The 23,258-nt window shown below is 41.2% G+C and carries 25 protein-coding genes; 19 read left to right on the forward strand and 6 right to left on the reverse strand.

The annotated features are described in order from the left end of the window. The first annotated feature begins 354 nt into the window (after window positions 1–354). The 14 genes from recA to BMZ78_RS08315 all read left to right on the forward strand — a co-directional run bounded on the left by recA (window position 355) and on the right by BMZ78_RS08315 (window position 13,974). Window positions 355–1,440 (forward strand): recombinase RecA, encoded by a 1,086-nt coding sequence (gene recA, locus BMZ78_RS08250; RefSeq protein ID WP_093229471.1) that lies wholly within the window; start codon window positions 355–357, stop codon window positions 1,438–1,440. 12 nt (window positions 1,441–1,452) lie between these two features. Next, window positions 1,453–2,109: a regulatory protein RecX gene (locus BMZ78_RS08255; RefSeq protein ID WP_093229472.1), complete on the forward strand. Its 657-nt coding sequence runs from the start codon at window positions 1,453–1,455 to the stop codon at window positions 2,107–2,109. Next, a complete protein-coding gene (locus BMZ78_RS08260; protein ID WP_093229474.1) occupies window positions 2,110–3,099 on the forward strand; it encodes a metallophosphoesterase family protein in 990 nt (329 codons plus the stop codon). It begins immediately after the preceding gene. Continuing rightward, entirely contained in the window at window positions 3,096–4,544 is a 1,449-nt protein-coding gene (locus tag BMZ78_RS08265) for an AAA family ATPase (protein ID WP_093229475.1), read from the forward strand. The genes BMZ78_RS08260 and BMZ78_RS08265 overlap by 4 nt, the downstream gene beginning before the upstream one ends. A 12-nt stretch (window positions 4,545–4,556) precedes the next feature. Next, window positions 4,557–4,802, forward strand: a complete 246-nt coding sequence (locus BMZ78_RS08270; protein ID WP_093229477.1) for a hypothetical protein — start codon at window positions 4,557–4,559, stop codon at window positions 4,800–4,802. After that, window positions 4,803–5,474 (forward strand): ATPase, encoded by a 672-nt coding sequence (locus tag BMZ78_RS08275; RefSeq protein WP_093229478.1) that lies wholly within the window; start codon window positions 4,803–4,805, stop codon window positions 5,472–5,474. It begins immediately after the preceding gene. A 212-nt stretch (window positions 5,475–5,686) separates the two neighbouring features. After that, window positions 5,687–7,228, forward strand: coding sequence for a ribonuclease Y (gene rny / locus BMZ78_RS08280; RefSeq protein ID WP_093229480.1), 1,542 nt, complete (start codon window positions 5,687–5,689; stop codon window positions 7,226–7,228). A 53-nt stretch (window positions 7,229–7,281) separates the two neighbouring features. Continuing rightward, complete coding sequence (locus BMZ78_RS08285) at window positions 7,282–8,076, forward strand: TIGR00282 family metallophosphoesterase (protein WP_093229482.1); 795 nt, start codon at window positions 7,282–7,284, stop codon at window positions 8,074–8,076. A gap of 144 nt (window positions 8,077–8,220) precedes the next feature. Beyond that, complete coding sequence (locus BMZ78_RS08290; protein WP_093229483.1) at window positions 8,221–8,484, forward strand: stage V sporulation protein S; 264 nt, start codon at window positions 8,221–8,223, stop codon at window positions 8,482–8,484. A 205-nt stretch (window positions 8,485–8,689) separates the two neighbouring features. After that, window positions 8,690–9,649 carry a dipeptidase gene (locus BMZ78_RS08295; protein ID WP_093229484.1) on the forward strand — a complete coding sequence of 320 codons (960 nt, stop codon included), beginning with the start codon at window positions 8,690–8,692 and terminating at the stop codon, window positions 9,647–9,649. A gap of 238 nt (window positions 9,650–9,887) precedes the next feature. After that, window positions 9,888–11,645, forward strand: a complete 1,758-nt coding sequence (locus tag BMZ78_RS08300; protein WP_093229486.1) for a 2-oxoacid:acceptor oxidoreductase subunit alpha — start codon at window positions 9,888–9,890, stop codon at window positions 11,643–11,645. Beyond that, window positions 11,632–12,498 (forward strand): 2-oxoacid:ferredoxin oxidoreductase subunit beta, encoded by an 867-nt coding sequence (locus BMZ78_RS08305; protein WP_093229488.1) that lies wholly within the window; start codon window positions 11,632–11,634, stop codon window positions 12,496–12,498. Before BMZ78_RS08300 ends, BMZ78_RS08305 begins: the two co-directional genes overlap by 14 nt. Before the next feature lie 509 nt (window positions 12,499–13,007). Then, entirely contained in the window at window positions 13,008–13,187 is a 180-nt protein-coding gene (locus BMZ78_RS08310; RefSeq protein ID WP_093229489.1) for an H-type small acid-soluble spore protein, read from the forward strand. A gap of 106 nt (window positions 13,188–13,293) precedes the next feature. Next, window positions 13,294–13,974 carry a YczE/YyaS/YitT family protein gene (locus BMZ78_RS08315; protein ID WP_281244551.1) on the forward strand — a complete coding sequence of 227 codons (681 nt, stop codon included), beginning with the start codon at window positions 13,294–13,296 and terminating at the stop codon, window positions 13,972–13,974. Window positions 13,975–14,233: 259 nt separating this feature from the next. Here BMZ78_RS08315 and cshA read toward each other — a convergent pair whose 3' ends face one another. The 3 genes from cshA to BMZ78_RS08325 all read right to left on the reverse strand — a co-directional run bounded on the left by cshA (window position 14,234) and on the right by BMZ78_RS08325 (window position 16,592). After that, entirely contained in the window at window positions 14,234–15,670 is a 1,437-nt protein-coding gene (gene cshA, locus BMZ78_RS08320; protein WP_093229492.1) for a degradosome RNA helicase CshA, read from the reverse strand. A gap of 109 nt (window positions 15,671–15,779) precedes the next feature. After that, entirely contained in the window at window positions 15,780–15,947 is a 168-nt protein-coding gene (locus BMZ78_RS18755; RefSeq protein ID WP_175482366.1) for a hypothetical protein, read from the reverse strand. Between the two features lie 345 nt (window positions 15,948–16,292). Then, a complete protein-coding gene (locus BMZ78_RS08325; protein WP_093229494.1) occupies window positions 16,293–16,592 on the reverse strand; it encodes a MerR family transcriptional regulator in 300 nt (99 codons plus the stop codon). 182 nt (window positions 16,593–16,774) lie between these two features. Between BMZ78_RS08325 and BMZ78_RS08330 the strand changes: the two genes are divergently transcribed. The 4 genes from BMZ78_RS08330 (at window position 16,775) to BMZ78_RS08345 (ending at window position 19,121) form a co-directional block, all read left to right on the forward strand. Continuing rightward, window positions 16,775–17,131: a CidA/LrgA family protein gene (locus BMZ78_RS08330; protein WP_093229495.1), complete on the forward strand. Its 357-nt coding sequence runs from the start codon at window positions 16,775–16,777 to the stop codon at window positions 17,129–17,131. 1 nt (window position 17,132) lies between these two features. Further along, window positions 17,133–17,822 carry an LrgB family protein gene (locus tag BMZ78_RS08335; protein ID WP_093229497.1) on the forward strand — a complete coding sequence of 230 codons (690 nt, stop codon included), beginning with the start codon at window positions 17,133–17,135 and terminating at the stop codon, window positions 17,820–17,822. A 14-nt stretch (window positions 17,823–17,836) separates the two neighbouring features. Continuing rightward, the gene (locus BMZ78_RS08340; protein WP_093229498.1) at window positions 17,837–18,133 is read left to right on the forward strand and encodes an HPr family phosphocarrier protein; all 297 of its coding nucleotides are present in this window, start codon (window positions 17,837–17,839) and stop codon (window positions 18,131–18,133) included. A 250-nt stretch (window positions 18,134–18,383) separates the two neighbouring features. Continuing rightward, entirely contained in the window at window positions 18,384–19,121 is a 738-nt protein-coding gene (locus tag BMZ78_RS08345) for an MBL fold metallo-hydrolase (protein WP_139203296.1), read from the forward strand. A 51-nt stretch (window positions 19,122–19,172) separates the two neighbouring features. Here the strand turns inward: BMZ78_RS08345 and BMZ78_RS08350 are convergent, their stop codons facing one another. The 3 genes from BMZ78_RS08350 to BMZ78_RS08360 form a co-directional block, all read right to left on the reverse strand. Continuing rightward, window positions 19,173–19,916: an N-acetylmuramoyl-L-alanine amidase family protein gene (locus tag BMZ78_RS08350; protein WP_093229501.1), complete on the reverse strand. Its 744-nt coding sequence runs from the start codon at window positions 19,914–19,916 to the stop codon at window positions 19,173–19,175. A gap of 25 nt (window positions 19,917–19,941) precedes the next feature. Next, window positions 19,942–20,928 carry a peptidylprolyl isomerase gene (locus tag BMZ78_RS08355; RefSeq protein ID WP_093229503.1) on the reverse strand — a complete coding sequence of 329 codons (987 nt, stop codon included), beginning with the start codon at window positions 20,926–20,928 and terminating at the stop codon, window positions 19,942–19,944. Window positions 20,929–21,490: 562 nt separating this feature from the next. Continuing rightward, a complete protein-coding gene (locus BMZ78_RS08360) occupies window positions 21,491–22,117 on the reverse strand; it encodes a histidine phosphatase family protein (protein ID WP_175482368.1) in 627 nt (208 codons plus the stop codon). A 276-nt stretch (window positions 22,118–22,393) separates the two neighbouring features. On the opposite strand from BMZ78_RS08360, the gene BMZ78_RS08365 reads away from it, so the two are divergent. Then, entirely contained in the window at window positions 22,394–23,257 is an 864-nt protein-coding gene (locus tag BMZ78_RS08365; protein WP_093229506.1) for a branched-chain amino acid ABC transporter permease, read from the forward strand. Window position 23,258 lies beyond the last annotated feature (1 nt).

Genomic DNA, 23,258 nt, shown 5'->3' on the forward strand with positions numbered 1-23,258 from the left:
CCATTTCCATGCTGCGACAAATATTGCTTTTCCTATTGGAAGTGAATGAGTATGTAAATATCTTTCTTTTCAGATCCATCCCTTTTCTTTGTACGATAGCCAAAAAATAGGAATCCGGTTTTCCTTTTCCTGATGAACGATTTTTGTTCATTTAAAAAATAGGATTGTCTAGAACCAGTCAAGTATGCGAGGATGGAAATGAGGTTTTTTTCAGGGAAATGAGAAAATTTTCCTTATATTATTCCAAAATATAACGAATGAATGTTCGTAAAACCTCTTGGCATCTGATGAAAAACAAGGTATGATGTTCATAGTTGTTTATCATTTTTTGTTGGGAAGAGGAGAGTGACATACATGTCTGATCGCCGTCAGGCTTTGGAAATGGCACTGAGACAAATCGAGAAACAGTTTGGCAAGGGCTCCATCATGAAACTGGGTGAGGCTGCTTCTACACAGGTAGAAACAGTGTCCAGCGGAGCGCTGGCATTAGATATTGCTTTGGGGGTAGGCGGATATCCCCGGGGACGGATTATCGAAATTTACGGTCCAGAGTCTTCAGGTAAAACGACCGTTGCATTACATGCGATTGCTGAAGTACAAAGATTGGGGGGACAGGCTGCTTTTATCGATGCGGAACATGCTTTGGACCCTGTTTATGCCCATCAATTGGGTGTAGATACATCAGAGCTGTTATTAAGCCAGCCAGATACCGGTGAGCAGGCGCTTGAGATCGCAGAGGCATTGGTACGGAGTGGAGCGGTGGATATCATTGTCATCGACTCGGTTGCGGCACTTGTTCCAAAGGCGGAAATCGAGGGGGAAATGGGAGACTCCCATGTTGGTTTGCAGGCACGCTTGATGTCACAAGCGCTTCGCAAGTTGTCAGGGGCGATTAACAAATCCAAAACCATTGCCATTTTTATCAACCAAATCCGTGAAAAAGTGGGGGTTATGTTTGGAAACCCGGAGACAACCCCAGGTGGAAGAGCGCTCAAATTCTATTCCAGTGTTCGCCTGGAAGTACGCCGGGCTGAGCAAATCAAGCAAGGAAATGATTTGGTGGGTAACCGCACCAAAATCAAAGTGGTGAAAAACAAGGTGGCTCCTCCATTTAAGTCAGCGGATGTAGATATTATGTACGGCGAAGGCATTTCCAGGGAGGCCAGTGTGCTAGATATTGCCTCTGAATTGGATATTGTCAATAAAAGTGGAGCTTGGTACTCTTTTGAAGGAGAACGTTTGGGTCAGGGACGTGAAAATGCGAAACAGTTTCTCAAGGATCATCCGGAGATCTGCATAAAAATCGAAAACAAAATCCGTGAACATTATAACTTGCCACTGGTCCAGGCAGAATCTGCACCTGAAGTGAAAGAAGGAAAGAAAGAAAAGAAAGGCAAGAAGACGGATGTAGAGTCGTCGCCAGTTCTGGGAGTCGAATAATGGTGACGGATCATGGAAGCTGGAGTTATTACCAAGATCGAAAAGAAATCTGTCTTATCCAGGCGTTATCAGATTTATATCAATGATCAGCCCCTTTTTTCCATCCATGAAGATGTTTTGGTCAAACATGGTTTATATAAAGGAATGCAGGTAGATGGCGCTCAGATCAAAGAATTGCTTGAAGCAGAAGAATATAATCAGGTTCGGCTGTCTGCTTTGCGATACTTAAGCCATAAGCCACGTACCACCCAGGAGTTGCGACAATATCTGATGAGAAAAGAGTTTCATGAGGGATATATAGAGAAAGTGATCGACGAAATGATGCGGCTGGGCTATCTGGATGATCAACAGTATGCACGAGCATGGGTGGATGAACGGCGAAATCGTAAAGGATATGGAGCTTTGCGCGTAAAGAAAGAATTAAAACAAAAGGGAATTGCTTCAAAGTGGATCGATGAAGCCATGTCGAAGGTGGATCAGAGCGAAGAGCGCCAGCTGGCCATGGAAGTGGCCGAGCGGCGCTATCTTCGTATTCAACACGAATCTTGGCCGAAAATCGAGCGTAAATTGGGGCAATTTTTGTTGTACCGTGGTTTTTCGATGGATGTTGTTTATGAGGTATTGCGCGAACTTCGATCAAAGCATCAGGGAGAGGAGATCGATTCGTAGATGCGTTTATTGTATATAACCGATACACATATTCGTGGAACTTCACCACGTAGTCGCATCGATGACTTTCCCGAAACGATGCGTCAAAAGTTGGCAGAAGTGAAGGAAATAGCGGATCGGGAGCAGGTAGATGCGATCCTGCATGGGGGCGATGTCTTTGATCGCCCCAATCTTTCCCCCGCAGTAGTACGGGGATTTGTACAGCAATTTCGTGATTTTTCTGTGCCCATTTATGCAATTGCAGGTAATCATGATATTTATGGACATAACCCGGAAACCATCGATCGAACCATGTTAGGGTTATTAGATGCATTTGGTACGATTCGATTGATCCGTAATGGGGAAATGATTACTTTAGAAAAAGATGGTGTACTTGTCCAGCTGACTGGACAATCTTTTCATTATGATTTGGACAAGCGGGATTGTGCACTGGATTATTGTGTAAAGAACCAAATCGGAGCCACGTACTGTATTCACATGGTACACGGGATGTTAGTGGATCGTCCGTTTCCGGATCATGTTGCGCATACCCTTGTTCAGCATTTGTTTGAGCAGGAAAACCAAGTGGATATTTTGCTGACAGGTCATTATCATGCCGGATTTCCCATTCAGGAGAGAAAAGGAAAATATATCGTAAATCCGGGAGCATTGGCACGTATCAATAGTTCCCATCTGGAAATTCAGCGAATGCCGCAGGTTGCTCTCATTGATTTAACAGACGGGATTCAAATTCGTCTGATCCCATTAAGCTGTGCCGCTAAAGGGGAAACGGTTATTGATCGTTCCTATATTGAACAGGCGAATGATCGACAGCAGAAATTGGCTGCTTTTGTCCAGGAAGTAGAAGCGGCCAATGAGTTTAAAGCGATGGATGTCAGAGAAATCATTGATACCATTGCCCTGTTGGAAGGAGTTGCTGAGGAGGTAAAATTTGAGGCGATGAGACGGATCTCGATCGCAGAGCAGGATGAAGGAGAGGCTGACTTGTGAAGGGATTCAAAAAACTCGTGATAGAAAATTTTCAGTCACATGTCCGGACAGAAATCGACTTTGTACCGGGTTTAAATGTGTTTGTCGGTCCCTCTGATAGTGGAAAAAGTGCCATTTTGCGTGCATTGCGCTGGGTATTGTTCAATATTCCAAGAGGATTTGATTTTAAACGGACTGGTGCGGATCGTTGCCAGGTGACATTAACGCTGGCAGACGGAACCCAGATTGTTCGTGTGCGCAGCAATTCGGTGAATCGCTATATTCTCGTCAATCCAGAAGGAAAAGAGCAGGTCTTTGAAGGATTTGGAAACTCCGTTCCACAGGAAGTACTTGATGCGCATCAAATGAAGCCGTTGAAATTGGATCAAAAATGGGAAATGATTGTTCATTTTGGAAGCCAGTTGGATGGACCGTTTTTATTATCGGAATCCAATATTGCAAAAGCAAAAATTATTGGAAGTATTAGTGGAGCACAAATCATTGATCGGGCTTTGAAGGGAACGGCTCAAGACCGAAAGCATCTCAGCAGGCAGATGAAACAATTGGAGGAGCAGGTAGCACAGCTTGAACAAGAACTTACCCCTTACGAAAATCTGCCGCAGTTGGAAGAATCTTTGACAGAAGCACAAACATTGTATCAAGAAGCCAAACGGAAACAAGCCCGGCTTTCTCGACTTCGTCAGTTACTGAAATCCTATCAGCAGATTCAGGAAGAAAAAGAAAGCCAGCATCAGATCGTCAAGAGATTGGAGAGTGTAACAAAGATTGAACAAAAATATTTGGAGATAGAATGGAAGGCATTGCAGAGGAATCAGCTCAACCAATTGTACAGAAGATGGTCTGATAACCAGCTCGAAATAAAAAACTGCCAGGTCCATATGGAGCAAACGAAACAATTGCCTTTGGCCGAAACCAGTTTTGGGGCTCTTCAACTGAAAAAAGAGAAGCTGTCTCGGCTAGTGGAGAGTAAGAAGAAGTGGGAACAGGTGCAACGATCCTTGAACCAGGTAAAGAAACAGCTGGATGATTGTCAGCATGTTCCAGTTATTCAACAGCTGGTATTGGAATTGGTTCGTAAAGCGGATCGTTTGCGTGCCCTTATTGAAAAACAGGAACAATGGCAAAAGTTTGGGCAAATCAGGCAAAAAGTGGATACAGTCATGAATAGTACGCGAGAGATCCCGCATTTAAGCGAACAAGTGACTGAAATCGATGTCAAACTTTCCCGATTGCAGCAGTTGGCAAAGTTGTATGATGAATGGTTGAAAACGAAAGAGAGAATCAGGATTGGCGAAGAGTATTACCTGAATCGAAAAAAAGAAATTGAACAGTTAACCAATGAGTATGTAGCATTACTCAAAGAGCAAGGAACTTGTCCGACTTGTGGAACGCAGGTCAATTCATCGAAACTGTTGGAGCATTTATTAGAAGAGTATTTGGTATAGGGAGTGTTTTGTATGTCAACTTTAGAAGAAAAAATCAAGGATATCAAAGCAAGGCTGGAGAAGGCAAAAGATTTGCGGTACAAAGCAGAGTTACGACTCGAAACCCTGGAAAGAGAAGAACAAAAAATTTTGCAAGAGCTTGATGAATTGGGAGTCAAACCTGATCAATTGCAGGAAGAGATCAAGAGACTCGAGCGTGAAATTGATGAAGATATCGCTCAGGTATATGCACTGCTTCCAGAGGAGCTGAGACGATAGATGGAATCGATCGCTGCTTTGGAAGAGTTGGAAAAAGAGTTACAGGTAGCGCAAAATGAACTGGCGAGGAGAAAAGGAATTCGGGACCGCATTTTACAGCAAAAAAGAGAAATTGAAGAAAAGTGGCATCAACTGAATCAAGAGCGGGAACTGCTGGAAAAAGTGCAGATTTTATTGCAAAAGTCCTCTGATCATGCCCGGGAACAGGCAAAAATGCAATTGGAAACGCTTGTAACCAAGGCCCTGCAGTATATTTTTGGCCCCATGTTTCGCTTTGAGATTGAGTTGGCTGATCATGGCGGAAGTCCAACGGCAGAGTTTTATGTGGTGACAGAATGGGATGGGAAAATCATTCGCAACAGACCGCAGGATTCGCGTGGTGGAGGCGTTGTCGATATTATTTCCCTGGCTCTCAGACTTGCTTTATTGGAAACGATTCGCCCGCGTTTAAAAGGACCGGTTATATTGGATGAACCTGGGAAGCATGTGAGTGAAGACTTTGTTGTTCCAATGATTGAATTTCTAAAGTCGATTTGTGAAACATTTGATCGTCAGGTGATCATGGTGACTCATAATACGCATTTGACGGAGTCGGCGGATCAGGCGTTTTTTGTACGTTTGACCGGTGGGAAATCAGAGATTGTTCGTGGCCCTCGCCTTGACAATAGGTAAAATTAAATAATAAAATTGATATGTATCTTTGTTTTTCAAGGAAAAAAGATACCTCAAGTTCCATAATGAGCCAATGGATGATGAGTGAAGAAAAGATGTTGCTGGAAGTCCAGCCTTACCTGGTATAGCAAACAGCATGTGAACGAGCGCGAAAGACCGAAGTGATCGGTCTTGTTTTTTAAACAAAAATAGAGGAGGTGAGGAGGGGATAGATGACATTTAATGCCTTACATTTTATTTTGCTGTTACTGGTTCCGGTAGCAGGGGTTGCTGGCTACTGGATGCGTAAAGTAACAGCTGAAGCGAAGATCGGGAGTGCTGAACGGGAAGCTTCAGCCATTTTGGAAAAAGCAGCGAAAGATGCAGAGACATTAAAGAAAGAGAAGATCTTTGAAGCACGCGATGAAATTCATCGTCTTCGCAGTGAAGTTGAAAAAGAGATCCGCGACCAGCGAAATGAATTGGGGCGGATTGAACGGCGTCTGAGTCAAAAAGAAGAAACACTGGAGCAAAAACAGCAGGTTTTGGAACAGCGCAGTGAAGAATTGAATCAAAAAGAACGGCAAATTGAAAAGCGCGAACAGGAAGTTGAACAGCTATATCAGGAACAGTTAAAAGAAATTGAACGAATTTCGGGATTAACAACCGAAGAAGCGAAGCAAATAATCCTGAAAAAAGTCGAAGATGAAATGAAACATGAGACAGCTCAAATCATTAAAGAGATGGAACAGCAAGCGATTGAAGAAGGAGAAAAACGGGCGCGGAATATCCTGTCGTTAGCGATCCAGCGATGTGCGGCAGATCATGTAGCAGAAACAACGGTTTCAGTGGTGACCTTGCCAAATGACGAGATGAAAGGACGCATCATTGGACGCGAGGGCAGAAATATCCGTACGTTGGAGACTTTGACCGGAATCGATCTCATTATCGATGATACTCCTGAAGCGGTTATACTATCCGGATTTGATCCGATCCGACGCGAAGTTGCTCGTGTTGCACTGGAGAAACTGGTTGCTGATGGTCGGATTCATCCCGCTCGTATTGAGGAAATGGTTGAACGGGCGCGCCGGGATGTGGACGAGCGTATCCGGGAATATGGAGAGCAGGCGACATTTGAGACGGGAGTTCATGGTCTTCATCCTGATCTTATCAAGATTATCGGTCGTTTGAAGTTCCGTACGAGCTATGGTCAAAACGTCCTGAAGCATTCCATGGAAGTAGCGCATTTAAGTGGTCTGTTGGCGGCTGAGTTGGGTGAAGATATCCATCTGGCCAAAAGAGCCGGACTACTGCATGATATCGGTAAGGCGATTGATCACGAAATTGAAGGATCACATGTCGATATTGGTGTCGAATTGGCGAAAAAATATAAAGAGCATCCAGTCGTCATCAATAGTATCGCATCTCATCATGGCGATGTAGAACCAACCAGTGTGATTGCGGTTCTCGTTCGTGCAGCGGATGCTTTGTCTGCCGCTCGTCCGGGAGCACGGCGTGAGACACTGGAAGCTTATATCAAACGGCTTGAAAAGCTGGAAGAGATTTGCGAGTCGTTTGATGGAGTAGAGAAATCCTATGCGATCCAAGCAGGTCGTGAGTGTCGCATTATTGTGAAGCCGGATGAAGTGGACGATGCGGAAGCAAGTCGTTTAGCCAGAGAAATTACGAAACAGATCGAGAATCAACTCGATTATCCTGGTCATATCAAAGTTACCGTGATCAGGGAGACACGATCGGTGGAATATGCAAAATAAAGTGGCTCCGGCCGCTTTATTTTTTTAAAGTAGGTTGGAGGATATTATCTATTATGAAGGTATTAATGTTTGGAGATGTTGTAGGAGATCTCGGGCGTCAAACTTTGCTAAGCTACTTGCCAGAACTTAAAAAAATGTTTTCGCCTGATTTGATCGTTGTCAATGGAGAAAATGCAGCCATGAGTGGACGAGGAATTACACGTGCTATTACCCGTGAGCTGATTGCGGCAGGGGTAGACTGTATTACCTTGGGAAACCATGCATGGGCTCAACCTGAAATTTTCGACTTTGTTGAGTGGGAAGAACACATGATTCGTCCTGCCAATTTTCCTCCCGGAACACCTGGTCGTGGTTTTATTACGATCCCTACTTCCAAGGGGAAATGTACAATTGTAAGCTTGATGGGACGTACTTTTTTACAACCGCTCGATTGTCCTTTCCGCACGATTGATGCAATTTTGGAGCAAACTCCACCCAGTCACTATATCCTCATTGATTTCCATGCTGAAACAACCTCCGAAAAACAGTCATTCGCTTGGTATGTAGACGGCAGAGTATCTGCAGTCATCGGTACCCATACCCATGTACAAACAGCAGATGAACGGATCTTGCCCAAAGGAACGGGGTATTTGACAGATGTGGGTATGGTCGGTCCTTATGATGGAATTCTGGGAATGGATAAAGAAGCAGTGATTCGCCGTTTTCTGACACAATTGCCAGTACGTTTTGAAGTGGCTAAAGGAAGAAGTCAGTTAAATGCAGTGTTGATTGAATTTGATCCACATACAAAAAGGGCGAAAAAACTGAAACGCATTCGTATTGATGAGGATTTTCCGTTAATTAGCTGATTTTACATAAAATTATTTCAGATTTTTCATTCCTGTCTACAAAAAGAAGCAGGAATTTTTAAGAGTTAGTCGAATAGATATAATAGTGGACTCACTCCAAACCATCGAATCCAAACCATCGAAGACTATCAAGGAGGTACCTAAATGGAAGTATTAAAAGTTTCAGCAAAATCTAATCCGAATTCTGTCGCAGGTGCATTAGCCGGAGTCTTGCGTGAACGGGGTCAGGCAGAAATGCAAGCCATTGGTGCAGGAGCATTAAATCAAGCTGTTAAAGCGGTTGCAATTGCACGAGGATTTGTCGCGCCAAGCGGTATCGATTTAATTTGCATACCAGCTTTTACGGACATCGTCATCGATGGTGAAGAGCGTACAGCGATTAAGTTAATTGTTGAACCTCGCCATTAATTGAATAAAATATATCTTAAGTAAAACCTGTTTATTTGCAAAAATAAACAGGTTTTCTTTTGAAAAGCGGGTCTTGGTTTTATTGAAACGAGGGGTTCCTTTTCTGTCTTGCCCCTGTTTCATCAAGTGGGCAAAGTTCATAAACTGAAAAGGAGCCCCCTTTTCAAATGCACCAGAATTTAAAAAATGTGAGAGGAGACTTTTTATGCTATTTTTTGATGGACATTGTGACGTTCTCTGGAAAATGTGGATGAATTCAGAAAAATATATTTTCTATGAGGAGGAGAATCCTTCTTTAGATGTTACATACGATCGTTTAAGGCAGGGGCGAGTTTATTTTCAGACTTTTGCCATCTTTGTTCCGGATCATGTGCCCAAATTGCAAAAGTTGGATGCAGCCTTAAAGCAAATCGACTATTTTTATGAGCAAGTTCTCGATGAAGGGAAAAGGATCAAATTAGTGACGGATCAAGAAGATTTGCTTCCTGAATCTCCTCAGCCTCGTCTGGCTTTGCTGTCTTTGGAAGGAGCGGATGCCTTGCAGGGGGAATTGGCTTATTTGCGTTTGTTTTATCATTTGGGTGTACGCCAAGTAGGCCTGACATGGAATTATGCGAATGAAGTGGCAGATGGCATTGGGGAAAAACGGGGTGGAGGTCTGACAGAATTCGGGCATCAATTTGTGCAAGAGATGAAACGATTGGGTATGGTTCTTGATGTTTCACACTTATCTGTTCGTGGCTTTTGGGATGTCATTGAACATTATGATCTTCCGACCATCGCTTCCCATTCGAACTGTCAGGCGATTTGTTCACATGAACGAAACCTTAGTGATAACCAAATCCTTGCACTCATTGCCAAAAAAGGATTAATGGGGATTACTTTTGTACCTTCTTTTGTGCATGAAATGGAAAATGAAGCTAGAATTGATCATATTTTGAAGCACATTGAGCATATTTGCAGTCTGGGTGGAGAAGATATCATCTGCTTTGGCTCTGATTTTGACGGAATCGATCACAAGATCCCGAACCTGGAGCATGCAGGACAGGTGGGTTATTTGGTTGAAGCTTTATCAAGATATTATCCCGAGCATTTGATCCAAAAATGGACATGGGAAAATGGGTATTCTTTTTATAAGAAACATTTACCTGCAAAAAACAGATAAAAACGCAAGAAAAAAGCTGTTTAGTTGGATCAAATTATGTTATTGATAAAAAAAAGAAGAAAATGAAAGGATAAAAGAGGATTTAAGGTTGCTTTTTATACATTAGAGGACTAGAATTAGTAGGTGATGAAGTTATCGACTCGGCACAATCTTGAGTGATTGGGTTTGTGAAGAGCCGATAATAAATCGTTTTCATTTTTTTTTAGTATGGTGTTTGTGAGTTAAAGGAGATGAGTTCATGAAAAAGCAGCTTTCGTGGAAAGTGGGCGGACAGCAAGGGGAAGGGATTGATAGTGCTGGTGAAATTCTTTCCACAGCGCTGAACCGCAAAGGGTATTATTTATACGGTTATCGTCATTTTTCTTCTCGTATTAAAGGCGGTCACTCCAATACAAAAATTCGGATCAGTACCAAACCAGTCCGCTCGATTTCCGACGAACTAGATATTCTTGTTGCGTTTGACCAAGAAACCATTGATCTAAACGCACATGAATTAGTAAAAGATGGAATTATTTTAGCTGATGCCAAATTCAATCCAACTATTCCAGAAGGGATTTCTGCTCGACTCATCGCTGTTCCTTTTACTAAAATTGCTGAAGAAGTTGGCATGGCTCAAATGAAAAATATGGTAGCGGTCGGTGCTTCCATTGCTTTATTGGGCATTCCAGTCGAGGCATTTAAGGAAGTGATTGAAGAGCGCTTTGCTCGTAAAGGACAAAAAGTCGTAGACAAAAATATGGACGCAATTGCTCGTGGTGCAGCATTTGTGCAAACGGAAATGGCAACTCTCCCAGACTTTAAGCTGGAGCCATCCGATGGTAAACAGCGTTTATATATGATTGGAAACGATGCAATTGCTTTTGGTGCTTTGGCAGCAGGAGCCCGTTTAATGGCTGCTTATCCAATTACGCCTTCTTCTGAGATTATGGAATGGCTGATCAAACGTTTACCAGAGTTTGGTGGTACGGTTGTTCAAACAGAGGACGAAATTGCCGCGATTACCATGGTAATCGGTGCAAACTATGGTGGCGTTCGTGCATTAACAGCATCTGCTGGTCCTGGTCTTTCCTTGATGACAGAAGCGATCGGACTTGCAGGTATGACAGAAACGCCTGCAGTTATTGTCAATACCCAACGTGGAGGTCCAAGTACCGGTCTTCCAACCAAGCAAGAGCAAAGTGACGTACTCGCCATGCTATATAGCACACACGGAGAAATTCCGAAAATCGTGATTGCACCAAGTACAGCAGAAGAGTGCTTCTATGATACCATTGAAGCTTTCAACCTGGCTGAAGAATACCAATGCCCAGTCATCATTCTGTCTGACCTGGCTCTATCACTGGGTAAACAAACCGTGGAACCGCTCGACTATGATCGGATTCAGATCAGACGCGGCAAACTGGTACCACTTGATGAAGAATTGCCAGAGTTGGCAAATTCAGAGCTGTTCCCACGTTATGAGTTTACCGAAGATGGTATTTCTCGCCGGGTGCTGCCAGGTACGAAATACGGTTTACACCATGTGACCGGGGTAGAGCACGATCAAACAGGTCGTCCATCTGAAAGTCCAATTAACCGGAAAAAAATGATGGACAAACGTTTGTCCAAGTTGAAAAATGGAATCAATTTCCCAAATCCTGTTCATTTGGACGCAAAACATGAAGAAGCAGACTTGCTGATCATTGGTTTCTGCTCGACTCGTGGAACCATTGCAGAAGCAATGGAACGTCTTGAAGCAGAAGGTTTGAAAGTAAATCATGCGCATATTCGTCAAATCTTGCCATTCCCAACGGAGATCGTGGCAGAACAGATGAAAAAAGCGAAAAAAGTACTGGTAGTTGAAAACAATGCGACAGGGCAATTGACATCCCTGATCAAAATGAATGTCGGAATGGCTGACAAACTGGTACACTTCGGAAAATACGACGGAAACCCATTCTTGCCATCCGAAATTTACAATCAATGTAAGGAGCTGTTGGTACATGGCCACATTTAAAGATTTTCGCAACAAAGTAAAACCCAACTGGTGTCCAGGTTGTGGTGATTTCTCTGTGCTGGCCGCCATGCAGCGTGCTTTTGCCAACCTTGGATTGGAACCAGAAGATGTAGCCATCGTATCAGGGATTGGTTGCTCTGGTCGGATTTCTGGTTATGTTAATGCATACGGCTTTCACGGAGTTCACGGACGCGCTCTTCCTATTGCCCAGGGTTTGAAATTGGCAAATCGTGATTTAACGGTAGTAGCGGCTGGTGGAGACGGAGACGGATTTGCGATCGGTATGGGACATACGGTTCATGCGATCCGTCGGAATGTAGACATCACCTATATCGTCATGGATAACCAAGTATATGGTCTGACGAAAGGACAAACCTCACCACGGAGTGCCATGGGCTTCAAAACCAAAAGTACACCAGCTGGATCCATTGAGGCAGCAATTTCCCCAATGGAAATGGCTCTGACTGTTGGTGCTGGATTTGTGGCTCAATCGGTATCCAGTGACTTAAAACAACTTACTCAAGTTATTGAAGAAGGAATCAAACACAAAGGTTTCTCTTTGATTAACGTATTTAGCCCATGTGTCACCTACAACAAAGTGAACACCTATGACTGGTTCAAAGAAAACCTGGTCAGCTTGTCCGAGATTGAAGGCTATGACCCATCCGATCGTAACATGGCTATGCAAACACTTATGGATCACAATGGACTTGTTACAGGTATTATCTATCAAAATAAAGATCGGAAACCATATGAAGATTTGATCAAAGGATTCAAAGAAGAACCTCTGGCGAAACAGGATATCAAAATCTCCAAAGACCAGTTTGATAAACTCGCAGCCGAGTTTATGTAAAATCCATGAAAGACCGCTTCCTTGCCGGGAAGTGGTCTTCTTTTGTTTTGTTCTGTTTTCCAAGAAAATATTGTGAAATGATTCACATAAACATTAAGTTCATTATATAGCTATCATACAGGAAATATAGATTGAAGCATATAGGTTAGATGTTAATGTCATAAAAATTTAAAATAAATAGAAATGAAAGGGAAAATGTGGTTTATCATTGGAAGATCACATCCCATACATTTTTCTACGAGGATGTTGACAAACCCGGTTTTCCTTTTCCAGTTGAACGACTTCTTGCTCGTATTTAAGCAACGGGAGTGAAACGGAAAAGGAAAACCGGCATATAACGGATACTTTGTCAACAAGCTGCATTTTTCTACTTTTCTATGTAATATTTTTTATTCTAATAAACTTTATATATACTTTGCAATTCAAATGGGCATAGACATTCATTCATGGAATAACTCCTCTTTCTTGACACAATCTAAGGGTAAATGATGCAAAAGGGGGGATGATGAATGGATATGCAACGGGCAAAAGAGATTTTGAAATCACCAGAAAAAGTTGAAGTTAGATATCGAGGCGTTCCCGTCTGGATTGAAATGATTGACGAAAGTGCTGAGAAAGCAAGGGTACACTCCGAAGCAAACCCAGACGATATCAAGATTGTTCCAGTCTGGGATCTGGACGATCGGTAGCAAGGTACTCAAGAAGACATACCGGACGAGTATATATGAATAAGTCATTTTTGTCCTGGGAAAATATATCTGGAGCAGGCTTTCTTTGAGTGAAAGAGCCTGCTTTTTGTTTTTTCGGTTTCTATTTGTCAGAATCGATACATATGTTTTAATCAAATCACTTTTCCTTATGAGGCTGGTCAACATGAACAAAACTTATGCGAGAGTATTTGCATATATAGTGGGGTTGATTATACAATCTGTAGGTCTTTCGTTGATCATTCGCTCTGATTTTGGCACGGGTCCATGGGATGGATTTTATGTAGGAATTTCAAATCACTCAGGTTTAACTGTGGGATCATGGCTTTTTGTTGTTGGCATTCTCCTGGTTTTTTTCAATTCATATTTGATAAAAAGTAAACCCAATTTCATTTCACTCATCACCATTTTTATAATGGGGCTCTGTATGGATTGCTGTCTTTATCTCCTTGATTTTGAACCAGATCAAGCAGAAATGCAAGTTCTTACATTTTGGGCGGGGCTGCTTTTGACATCTATAGGGATGTCGCTTTATGTCCAGGGGAAGTTTGCCATCACGCCTGCAGATCAATTGATGTATGCTCTTTCTCATCGATTTCGTTTAAGCCTGATGTGGTCCAAAACGTTAACAGATATGGGCGCACTGATGTTAGCCTTTCTTTTACATGGTCCAATCGGCTTTGGAACCATCATCTATACCTTTTTGTGTGGTCCCTTTATTCAATTTTTTATTCCTAAATTCGAGCGGTTTTTTACTCAAAAAACGTAGCGATCTCAAGAACAAATTTCGTTTGGAAGAAGAGTAAAGAAGAATGAACTGATATCATAAATCCTAATTAGGATGACCAAAATTGGTTTCAAAAATGAAAGAAGGGTAGGGCGAATGAAGATGAGTTGGAATACGAACGGGATTTGGATAATATGGGATCGGTGTAAATGCAAAAAGACATAACTCGTTAGAAATGACGGGCTATGTCTTTTTTTAGGAAAAGAATCAGACTAGAGATGATAAGCGAAAGGATGAAACTCTATATTTTTACTTTCCTTTTCTTTTTGCCTTGCCTTCTCTTTTTGCCTTGGAATTGCTTGGCAGTCATGCTTTTTCCTTTGACTTTCCTTGTTTTTCTGTTTCCTTTCCAACTGCCAGCAAGCGGTGGATCTTCGCTGAGTTGGATGGGTGTCTTGTTTGGTTCTTTGGTCAATAGTTTTAATGCAGCAGATAACAGGCGAACGGAGTCGGTATGCTCCAGCAGCTCTTCAGCCAATTCGACGTAAACATGGAAATCGTTCTCTTCAACAGCTTCCAGCAACTTTTCGATCGCAAACCGTTGTTGTCCGGTAATGACTTCACTCAGGGTCGGAACGGGTTGGTGTATCATTTTCTTTTTGGTTGCTCTCTCGATATTACGTAGATGTTCGATTTCCCCAAAAGCAACAAAAGTGGTTGCGATTCCGGCTCTGCCTGCTCGGCCGGTTCGTCCGATTCGATGGACGTAGCTGTCTGGATCTTGTGGAATGTCAAAATTATAGACGTGAGTGACACCGGAAATATCCAAGCCGCGTGCGGCCACATCAGTTGCGACCATAATATCAATGGTTCCTTCTCGGAATCGGTGAATAACCGTATCTCGACGAGCTTGGGACATGTCCCCATGGATGCCTTCTGCAGAGTATCCACGTTTATTCAATCCTTCTGTAATTTCATCCACTCGCTTTCTGGTACGGCCAAACACGATCGCGAGTTCCGGTGACTGGATATCTAAAAGATTGCACAGGATATCGAATTTTTGTGCAGGGGTCATTTCAATGTAATGTTGCTCGATATTGGGCATCGTTGCTTCTTTTGACTTGATTTTTACGACCATTGGATTAACCATAAATTTATTGGCAAGGGCTTGGATATCTTTGGGCATGGTGGCAGAAAAGAGAAGTGTTTGCCGCTGTGCTGGAATTTCAGATAAAATCTCTTCAATATCTTCTATAAAGCCCATTTGCAACATTTCATCTGCTTCATCGAGCACGACCTGGTTAATCGTATGGAGCCGAATGGTACGGCGTTGGATATGGTCTTTCAAACGACCAGGTGTCCCGACAATGATTTGAGGTCTTTTTTTAAGGGAACGGATTTGCCGCTGGATATCTTGTCCGCCGTAAATCGGTAAAGCCCAAATTTTTTTGTACTGGCCCATCCGATTAAGTTCCTCGGCTACCTGAATTGCTAGTTCACGTGTCGGAGTGATCACAATTCCTTGAATGTGGTCGTTGTCCAATGATAACTTTTCAATCAAAGGAATGCCGAAAGCAGCTGTTTTGCCTGTACCGGTTTGTGCCTGTCCCAGTAAGTCGCGACCTTCTAAAGCAATGGGAATGGTTTGGGCTTGAATGGGGGTTGCTTCTTCAAATCCCATATCGCGAATGGACTCCAATAACGCTGAACTGAGTCCGAGTTCAGTAAATTGTGCCAAGAGATTGGTACCCCTTTCCTTTACTTTCTATTTTTAATTCGCAACAAAGCAATGGACAGCCCTAGTCTGATCAAATATCAGACTAGGGCTATATTATATAAAAATAGCTCTATTTCACTTGTTGAATTGCATGTTCCCAACTAGGAAAATAGTACAAAGCGTTTTGCAGAAGCTCAGGATAGGCCTGCTTTATTTTTTTCTTGCTCAATGATTCACCGTTTTTTTGTAACTGTGCAATTTTTGCAAGAACTTCATCCATCTTCATCGTAACTTCCATTTTTTCACTCCTCAAAGTAGGATACTCATCATTTTATCCTAATTTAATGCAAAGATACATACAAGTTTGACAAAAAGTAGAGGGAAATTGCAGATTCTTTGCTTTTGATTCAGGAAAGGTACATGAAAACTTCCAACCTTTGCTATTTGACAGATCCTCATGTTGCCGAGCAACACCTTTTTATAAAGCGGAGGGATGTGTTCCTTGCGGAGTGACTGTGATGGTACAGAAGTCGTCACGGAGGAAGGAACACATCCCAAAGCGTGGGAGAAACGTATCCATATTTTCAGAATGATAAACTTATCCATTTATTCAAATAGTATACAGTCTGAAATGGTTTGGAGCTTATTTTCTGATGCGAAATGCAGCATTCAACTGCCCGCGGATCATTTGGTCGCGTACTTTCCGGTCTTTTATCCTTTTCTCTATCTTTTTAATTTCGGATGTTTGTAAGCCATCCTCCATTTTGTTGGCGATGTCTATTAACTTTTCCACGTCTGAAAATGAATACTTCCGCGTTCCTCCTTCAGTTCGTGCCGGAAAAATCAACTTTCTCTCCTCATAGTATCGAATTTGCCTTAACGACAGTCCTGTTAGCTCACTCACTGTTCCAATACCAATGACTTTTTGATCTTTATAGGACATGAATCATTCACCCCGCTTTTACTTTATCATAAGAGAAACTCCTTAATATCATTTTTGTAAGATAATATAACATGATTTCAAGATGTATAAAAGTTTTATGTCAGAAAATCTAACACATTTGTAGAAAAATAGATAAACCATATGTCATACTTGGTTCTAAAGAAGTGGGAGATGGCTTTCAAATGATACGGATCATTATTCAGTTTTTTACCATATTCGTGATCTATCTTATTGGAAACCTCATTGTGACATGGCTGCATCTTCCTTTACCTGGGGCTGTTGTTGGGATGGTTTTGCTGTTTATTGCATTGTTATTGGGTATTTGCAGAGTGACATGGGTCGAAAGGATTGCCCAGTTGCATATTAAACATATTACACTTTTGTTCATTCCTTCCATCATTGGTGTATTGCGCTATATTGGAATTTTCCAAACGGAAGGACTAAAACTGGCTGTCATATTGATTGCAAGCAGTTTGGTCGTCTTATTTGTTACGGCCTATACTGCTGAGTATTACGAAAACAAAAAAAGGAGGAAGTAGAATGGAAGCCTTAATCGGTAACACATTCTTATGCACCGTGATAACCTTTGCGAGTTATGTGATAGGGGTAAAGATATTTCGGAAATTTAATAAATATTGGCTAAACCCGCTGTATACTGTCACGATTATTGTCATATCCTTATTGTCTTTTTTCCATGTGGATTATGGTCATTATACATCCGGAGCTGGTATTTTCTCGCTACTTTTGGGTACGGCCACTGTTTCCCTGGCTGTTCCCTTATACAAGCAGATGAGAATGCTAAAAAAACATCTCTGGATCATCGTTTACAGTGTTTCGAGTGGAACGTTAGCAGGCGTTGTTTGTGTCATGATGTTAGCAAATGAGGTGCATTTAAATAAAGATCTGATGCTTTCTTTGATACCGAAATCGGTTACTGTGCCTATTGCTCTATCCATTTCCCGCTCACTGGGGGGTATCCCTTCCCTCACGGTTCTGTTTGTAGTCATATCTGCTGTTTTCTCACTTGTCACTGCACCTCTGTTTTTAAAGCTCGGACAAATCAGAAGTAGAATTGCCAAAGGATTAGCATTGGGTACTTCAGCTCAGGCAATCGGAGCGAGCCGTGCATTTGAATGGGGGGAACTGGAAGGAACAATGGGCATCATCGCAATGAGTATCTCTCCACTGTTTATGTCCTTGATTACTCCACTTTTATTTAATCTTTCATAAAAGAGGTGATCATCATGGTAGAACGCACTGCTCAATGTCAAATCGCTTCAAGTATCAACCTGGCAATGGTTATTCAATTTGTTAAAAAAGCAAATCAATTCAATAGCTATATCCTGATTGAAACAGATAAGTCAACCGTTAATGCCAAAAGTTTACTTGCCATGTGTTTGTTAGTCCCGAGCTTTATAAACTGTACCGTCACTTTACGTGCCTTAGGTACAGATGCAGAAATCGCCTTGGCATACTTAAAAGATATGCTTTCTGATCGCTTCAAACCTTGTACAAATAGCCGGGAAAAGATATCCTCATGATTTTTTGTAGGAAATCGAGGAGGCGTTTGTTTCTTGGGAGCGAAAGAGTGTTATAATAAAAAGATTTTATTGTTATCTATGTATATAAATCTAATTTATAATAATGTTATACTGCCAGTCAGATGGCATTAAGTAGGAAAAGCAACACATTATAGAGGAAATGTGTTGCTTATTATTATTATTATTTTCTAGGTGATTCTTATCAGTAACTAAGGAAAAATAGAAATAGAAGCAAAGTGAGGTGAGACAAGTGCGACTAACTGTACTAGGCTGCCAATCTCCATTCCCTGCGGCGGATGGTGCAACCATTGGGTATCTACTCGAAGTAGGAGGCAAGCGCATTTTAATGGATTGTGGAAGTGGTGTATTGGCTCAATTAGCAAAAAAGTGTAAACCATATGAGTTGGATCTTGTGCTAATTTCACATTTACATCACGACCATATTAGCGATTTTTTTGTTTTGCAATATGCTTTACTTGTCGCGAACCAATTCCAGAAAAGAAACCAACCTTTATCCGTATGGGCTCCTTCCGAACCAAAAGGATGGTTTGAAAAATTATCTTATCGCAATTATATTCTATTGCAAGCTATTACTGAAGGAAAAACGGTTTCATTGGAAGGGGTAAACATTTCCTTTTTCTTAACAGATCATGCAGTACCCTGTTATGCCATGAAGATCGAATATGATGGAAAAGTCCTATTATATGGAGCAGATGCTGGCCCGAGAACGGATTGGACTCGAATGGCGATCGAGCCGGATTTGTTTATCTGTGAAGCTTCATTTTTACACAAAGATTTGCCTGCTGATCCGATTGGCCATTTATCTGCCAAACAAGCAGCTCAAGCAGCAAACCAAATCAAGGCGAGGCGTTTGCTGCTCACACATCTTTATCCAGAATTAGATCCTTTACAACTAAAACAGGAAGCAGAACAAGAGTATCATCAAGAATTATTGGTGGCAGAGATCGGATTGGAAATAAATTTGTAAATGTTTCAAGCCAATGTAATTCGATTACATTGGCTTGAAGTCAACAATTTTTTAGAATCCCCACCAGTAAACATGCATACCCTGTGCATATTGTGTTGCCAGAGTTTGACGGAAATTCGAATTGGCAAGGTTTGCAGCATCAGTAGGATTCGTAATAAAACCAGTCTCTCCTAACGAAGCTGGCATGTTTGTATACTTCAGAACATAAAATCCAGCTTCCTTCACACCACGGAGAACAGAGTATGAGTTTTTCAATTTATTATAAATGTCAGTAGCTAACCTGGTTCCGTTTACACTTCCATAGTAGTGGTAGGTTTCTAGCCCACTTGCAGCAGGATCGGTGTAACTATTGATATGCATGGAAACAAAAAAGTCAGCTCCTACATTATTTGCCAAAGCAACCCGGTTTTCTAAGGACACAGTGGTATCTGAGCTACGGGTCATATATACCGTGACAGGGTAATTTGCTAACAAGTAAGCTCTTGATTTTAAAGCAATATCTAGAGTAATGTTTTTCTCCTGAAGATTGTTTCCAATCGCTCCAGGATCAGAACCGCCATGGCCTGGATCGATTACAATGATAGGATTGGCAAGTGCTGAAGCTCTTTTATCTTTTGGGGCTTTTGTATCAAGTACTTTCTTTAATGCAGGATCATAGTTAGCAGGAGGCGGAGCAGTGTCCCACATGGGTTCATTTGCGATTTGGGGACCTTTCTCCGCTGCAAACGCAACAGGTGAAACAGACATGACACTTAAACAGAACGCGGCTGCCAATAAAAAGAAAGTTTTTTTCATACTAATGATTCATCTCCTTCATTTATTAATCAGTTGAACTGAAAATCAGTTGGACATTGACAGGAAAATCATAAATAAACGCAATTAATGGATCACGCGAAAGATTATGAATAAACAGCCGATAATTACTGGTCTTTTTTTTGGCTTCCAGCCAGTCTTGTAAGACAACCTTTTGCTTTTCAAAAAGAAGAGTGGAGTAAATTTTTTGATTCACTTCGCTTAACGGCTGCTGACGAGGCGGCTCAATTCGTTCTACTTGAAACCAATAGATCCAATCATCTACACGAATAGGACCATATAGCTTGTTCTTGGTAGCCTGAAACATTTTAGTGGACACTTGCAAACCTACTTTATCCTTCATTTGTAGTTGAGGTATAAGTTCTGACCATTCACCATAAATATTTTTATTATTTCGGTTATTATCGAAAATATTTTTAAAATTTTTTTCATTCATGTACTTTGAAATTTGGACCAAATCATTACTCCTATCTTTTACTCTTATATATCGAATTGTTCTCAGTTCAGGAATCTTAAATGCTTCTAGATGTGTTAGATAGAAATTCTTTATTTCATCCTGAGTTATGACGATATTTTTTGTGACATGATTTTTTACCTGAAAGCCTATCATAGATCTGCGAATATTTTGTTTGCTTTCTTCCTCTGTTATTTTTAATTGTTTCAATTGTACTGCACGCTCTTCTTTTGTCTTTCCAAGCTGATTGAGTTGCTGTTGAATTGCTTGGTCAGAAACATCTATTCCCATCTTTTTTGCTTGAAACAACACTAGATCTTCTAAGCTTCTTTGCTTGATCATATATATTTCATCAGATTTGGTGTATTGTGAAGTTGGAAAATATACATGTTTTATACTTTCCCAGTCATCTTTCCGAAATGAATCATTCCCTACTATATAAAGTAAAGGATTATAGTACATTTCGATACATATACTCAAAAGGGTTAGCATTAATAACATATAAAATATCAATTTTCGCATTGAAACCGATTTATTCATTCAATCCTCCGAATAAATTCTAAATGTTAATACATAAATGACTGGATGAAACTAATTCGCTTTCGCAGTTAATGACTGTGTGATTCATATTAAAAGTCGAATGAAACCATTTCAAAATCACAAAAAATAATGAACCTTTAGTTTGATGAGGACTAACCACGAATGCCCCATGATCGCTAACGTTACCAACTCCTTCAAATAAAATGCATACGATGAATATCACTGGATTTTTCATTATAATATAAGCTAATAAATATACTTTATATATTGATTTTAAGAAATTATTATTTGTATATTTATAATACTCTTTTAAATGTTATTTGTAAATAATTATTCTATTAAAAAATAATACTTTTCGTTCAATTGTTTACTTGACCATATATGTTAATAATAGTTAAGCATAATTGGCTTGTTAATTAAATGAATAGTGCAGAAACAAAGGGGAAAATGGTACTATTGAATCCAAATTTAGCATCATATAAGGAACGAGTCCATATTGTAAAAATCTGGATTCGTTCCTTTTCCTGTTCCTTATAATTTCCTTTAAAGGCCTTCCTTTAGATTATTGATCAACCTCAGGCACAAAAATCTTTTCATAACAATACTCTCCATCTGCTTCTTGAATGCGAATGACAGCAGCATTTTCAACGGGCTTAAAAGATTCAAGTTTTTCAACAGGCCAATTCATTATAAATGCAAGCAGCATTTGAATAAAGGCGCCATGAGTAACCACAATCAGGTTTTCGTATCGTTGCTGCCGCTCAAGTCGTTGGACAACGGTATGCATAAACATAGAAGACCGGAGATATACATCCGCAAGTGATTCCCCGTTCGGATAACGGTAATAAAATCGACCCGCTGCTTTAAATTCCTTTTTGGCTTGAGGAGTTCGATGATTAAAATCGTACAGATTTCCCAGCTCCCATTCCCGGAGAAGAGGATTTTCATAGAAAGGCGTTCCTTCGGGAAGCAAGGCGTGAATGGCTTTCGCTGTCTCCATGGTTCTAAGATATGGGGATGAGTAGAGAATCATGCTGCCTTTGACATGATCTTTTATAAATTGTGCAGTGACCTGCGCCTGTTTTCTGCCTAGCTCTGTAAGATTGTGTTTAGAATCGTGGGTATGAGCCATGCGAAAACGGTCTACATTATGCTCAGATTCACCGTGACGAATTAAATAGATATTCAATTTCTGTTCCTCCAATATATCCAATTTTCATATCATTTATATAATAGTAGCATTTTTATAGCTAATGGTCATGTGTGAAAAGAGGAAAAAACGAATAAATATTTGAATAATAATATATATTGAAATATAATATAAAAAACTGATATTAAACATACCAACTGGTTAGTTAGTTGGATAAATGGAGGTGGATCATTTTCATATTTGATTGCGAACGCCCAAATCAAAAAAGGAATAAGCCCGTCACATATGAAGAGAAGCATACAGAGGGGGATTGGAGTGGAATTATTTTTTCAGCAGATCGTCAATGGCCTTGTACTTGGCAGTATTTATAGCCTGGTGGCTCTTGGCATCACGTTGATCTATGGAATTATGCAACTACCGAACTTTGCACACGGCCATTTGTATATGTTAGGTGCCTATGTAACGTTTTTCATGATCACTCATTACGGTTTAAGTTATTGGCCAGCCATCCTGTTCTCCGTGGCGGCACTTGTCGTTATTGGCATGTTACTTGAGAGACTTGTGTTTCGCCCATTGCATCATGCACCTCATATCAACTCGATGATCGCGTCAATTGGAGTCATGCTGTTCATTGAAGCAACTGCCCGCAAGATGTGGGGATCTGATTATCGCCGCCTTGATTCCCCGTATGATGGAGTCATCGACCTGTTTGGACTTACCATCACGGAACAACGGATCATTGTCATTTTGTCGGCCATTGCCCTGATGATCGGGTTGAATCTGTTTTTGAAGCGAACGGTAATCGGTTCAACGATTGAAGCGATGGCTCAAAACAGAGAAGGGGCTTTCCTTGTCGGCATTAACGCCAATAAAGTTTCTCTCATGACCTTCGCCATTGCATCGGGACTGGCCGCGGCTGCCGCTTCATTAGCCGCACCAATCAACCTTGTTTATCCCTCGATGGGGGCGATGGTGAACCTGAAAGCGTTTGTGATTATTGTCCTTGGCGGAATGGGAAGCATTCCAGGGGCTGTGCTCGGAGGCTACATTCTTGGATTGGCAGAAAGTATATCAGGAACTTACATTAACAGTGAGTATAAAGACCTGGCTGCGTTTGCCCTCTTAGTATTCATTCTAACCGTTAGACCAACCGGACTGTTTGCGAAGGAGGCCCGATAAA

It is taken from the genome of Thermoflavimicrobium dichotomicum, assembly GCF_900114055.1.
In the GTDB taxonomy this organism is placed as follows: domain Bacteria; phylum Bacillota; class Bacilli; order Thermoactinomycetales; family Thermoactinomycetaceae; genus Thermoflavimicrobium; species Thermoflavimicrobium dichotomicum.

Excerpts from the sequence above, each read along its gene's own strand:
- BMZ78_RS08335 (WP_093229497.1), top strand. The coding sequence starts at position 17,133 with ATGGAAGCCTTAATCGGTAACACATTCTTATGCACCGTGATAACCTTT.
- BMZ78_RS08340 (WP_093229498.1), top strand. The coding sequence starts at position 17,837 with ATGGTAGAACGCACTGCTCAATGTCAAATCGCTTCAAGTATCAACCTG.
- BMZ78_RS08325 (WP_093229494.1), bottom strand. The coding sequence starts at position 16,592 with ATGTCCTATAAAGATCAAAAAGTCATTGGTATTGGAACAGTGAGTGAG.
- BMZ78_RS08275 (WP_093229478.1), top strand. The coding sequence starts at position 4,803 with ATGGAATCGATCGCTGCTTTGGAAGAGTTGGAAAAAGAGTTACAGGTA.
- BMZ78_RS08260 (WP_093229474.1), top strand. The coding sequence starts at position 2,110 with ATGCGTTTATTGTATATAACCGATACACATATTCGTGGAACTTCACCA.
- BMZ78_RS08285 (WP_093229482.1), top strand. The coding sequence starts at position 7,282 with ATGAAGGTATTAATGTTTGGAGATGTTGTAGGAGATCTCGGGCGTCAA.
- BMZ78_RS08330 (WP_093229495.1), top strand. The coding sequence starts at position 16,775 with ATGATACGGATCATTATTCAGTTTTTTACCATATTCGTGATCTATCTT.
- BMZ78_RS08310 (WP_093229489.1), top strand. The coding sequence starts at position 13,008 with ATGGATATGCAACGGGCAAAAGAGATTTTGAAATCACCAGAAAAAGTT.
- recA (WP_093229471.1), top strand. The coding sequence starts at position 355 with ATGTCTGATCGCCGTCAGGCTTTGGAAATGGCACTGAGACAAATCGAG.
- BMZ78_RS08305 (WP_093229488.1), top strand. The coding sequence starts at position 11,632 with ATGGCCACATTTAAAGATTTTCGCAACAAAGTAAAACCCAACTGGTGT.
- BMZ78_RS08355 (WP_093229503.1), bottom strand. The coding sequence starts at position 20,928 with ATGAATAAATCGGTTTCAATGCGAAAATTGATATTTTATATGTTATTA.
- BMZ78_RS08295 (WP_093229484.1), top strand. The coding sequence starts at position 8,690 with ATGCTATTTTTTGATGGACATTGTGACGTTCTCTGGAAAATGTGGATG.
- BMZ78_RS08270 (WP_093229477.1), top strand. The coding sequence starts at position 4,557 with ATGTCAACTTTAGAAGAAAAAATCAAGGATATCAAAGCAAGGCTGGAG.
- BMZ78_RS08350 (WP_093229501.1), bottom strand. The coding sequence starts at position 19,916 with ATGAAAAAAACTTTCTTTTTATTGGCAGCCGCGTTCTGTTTAAGTGTC.
- BMZ78_RS08300 (WP_093229486.1), top strand. The coding sequence starts at position 9,888 with ATGAAAAAGCAGCTTTCGTGGAAAGTGGGCGGACAGCAAGGGGAAGGG.
- BMZ78_RS08255 (WP_093229472.1), top strand. The coding sequence starts at position 1,453 with ATGGAAGCTGGAGTTATTACCAAGATCGAAAAGAAATCTGTCTTATCC.
- rny (WP_093229480.1), top strand. The coding sequence starts at position 5,687 with ATGACATTTAATGCCTTACATTTTATTTTGCTGTTACTGGTTCCGGTA.
- BMZ78_RS18755 (WP_175482366.1), bottom strand. The coding sequence starts at position 15,947 with ATGGAAGTTACGATGAAGATGGATGAAGTTCTTGCAAAAATTGCACAG.
- BMZ78_RS08290 (WP_093229483.1), top strand. The coding sequence starts at position 8,221 with ATGGAAGTATTAAAAGTTTCAGCAAAATCTAATCCGAATTCTGTCGCA.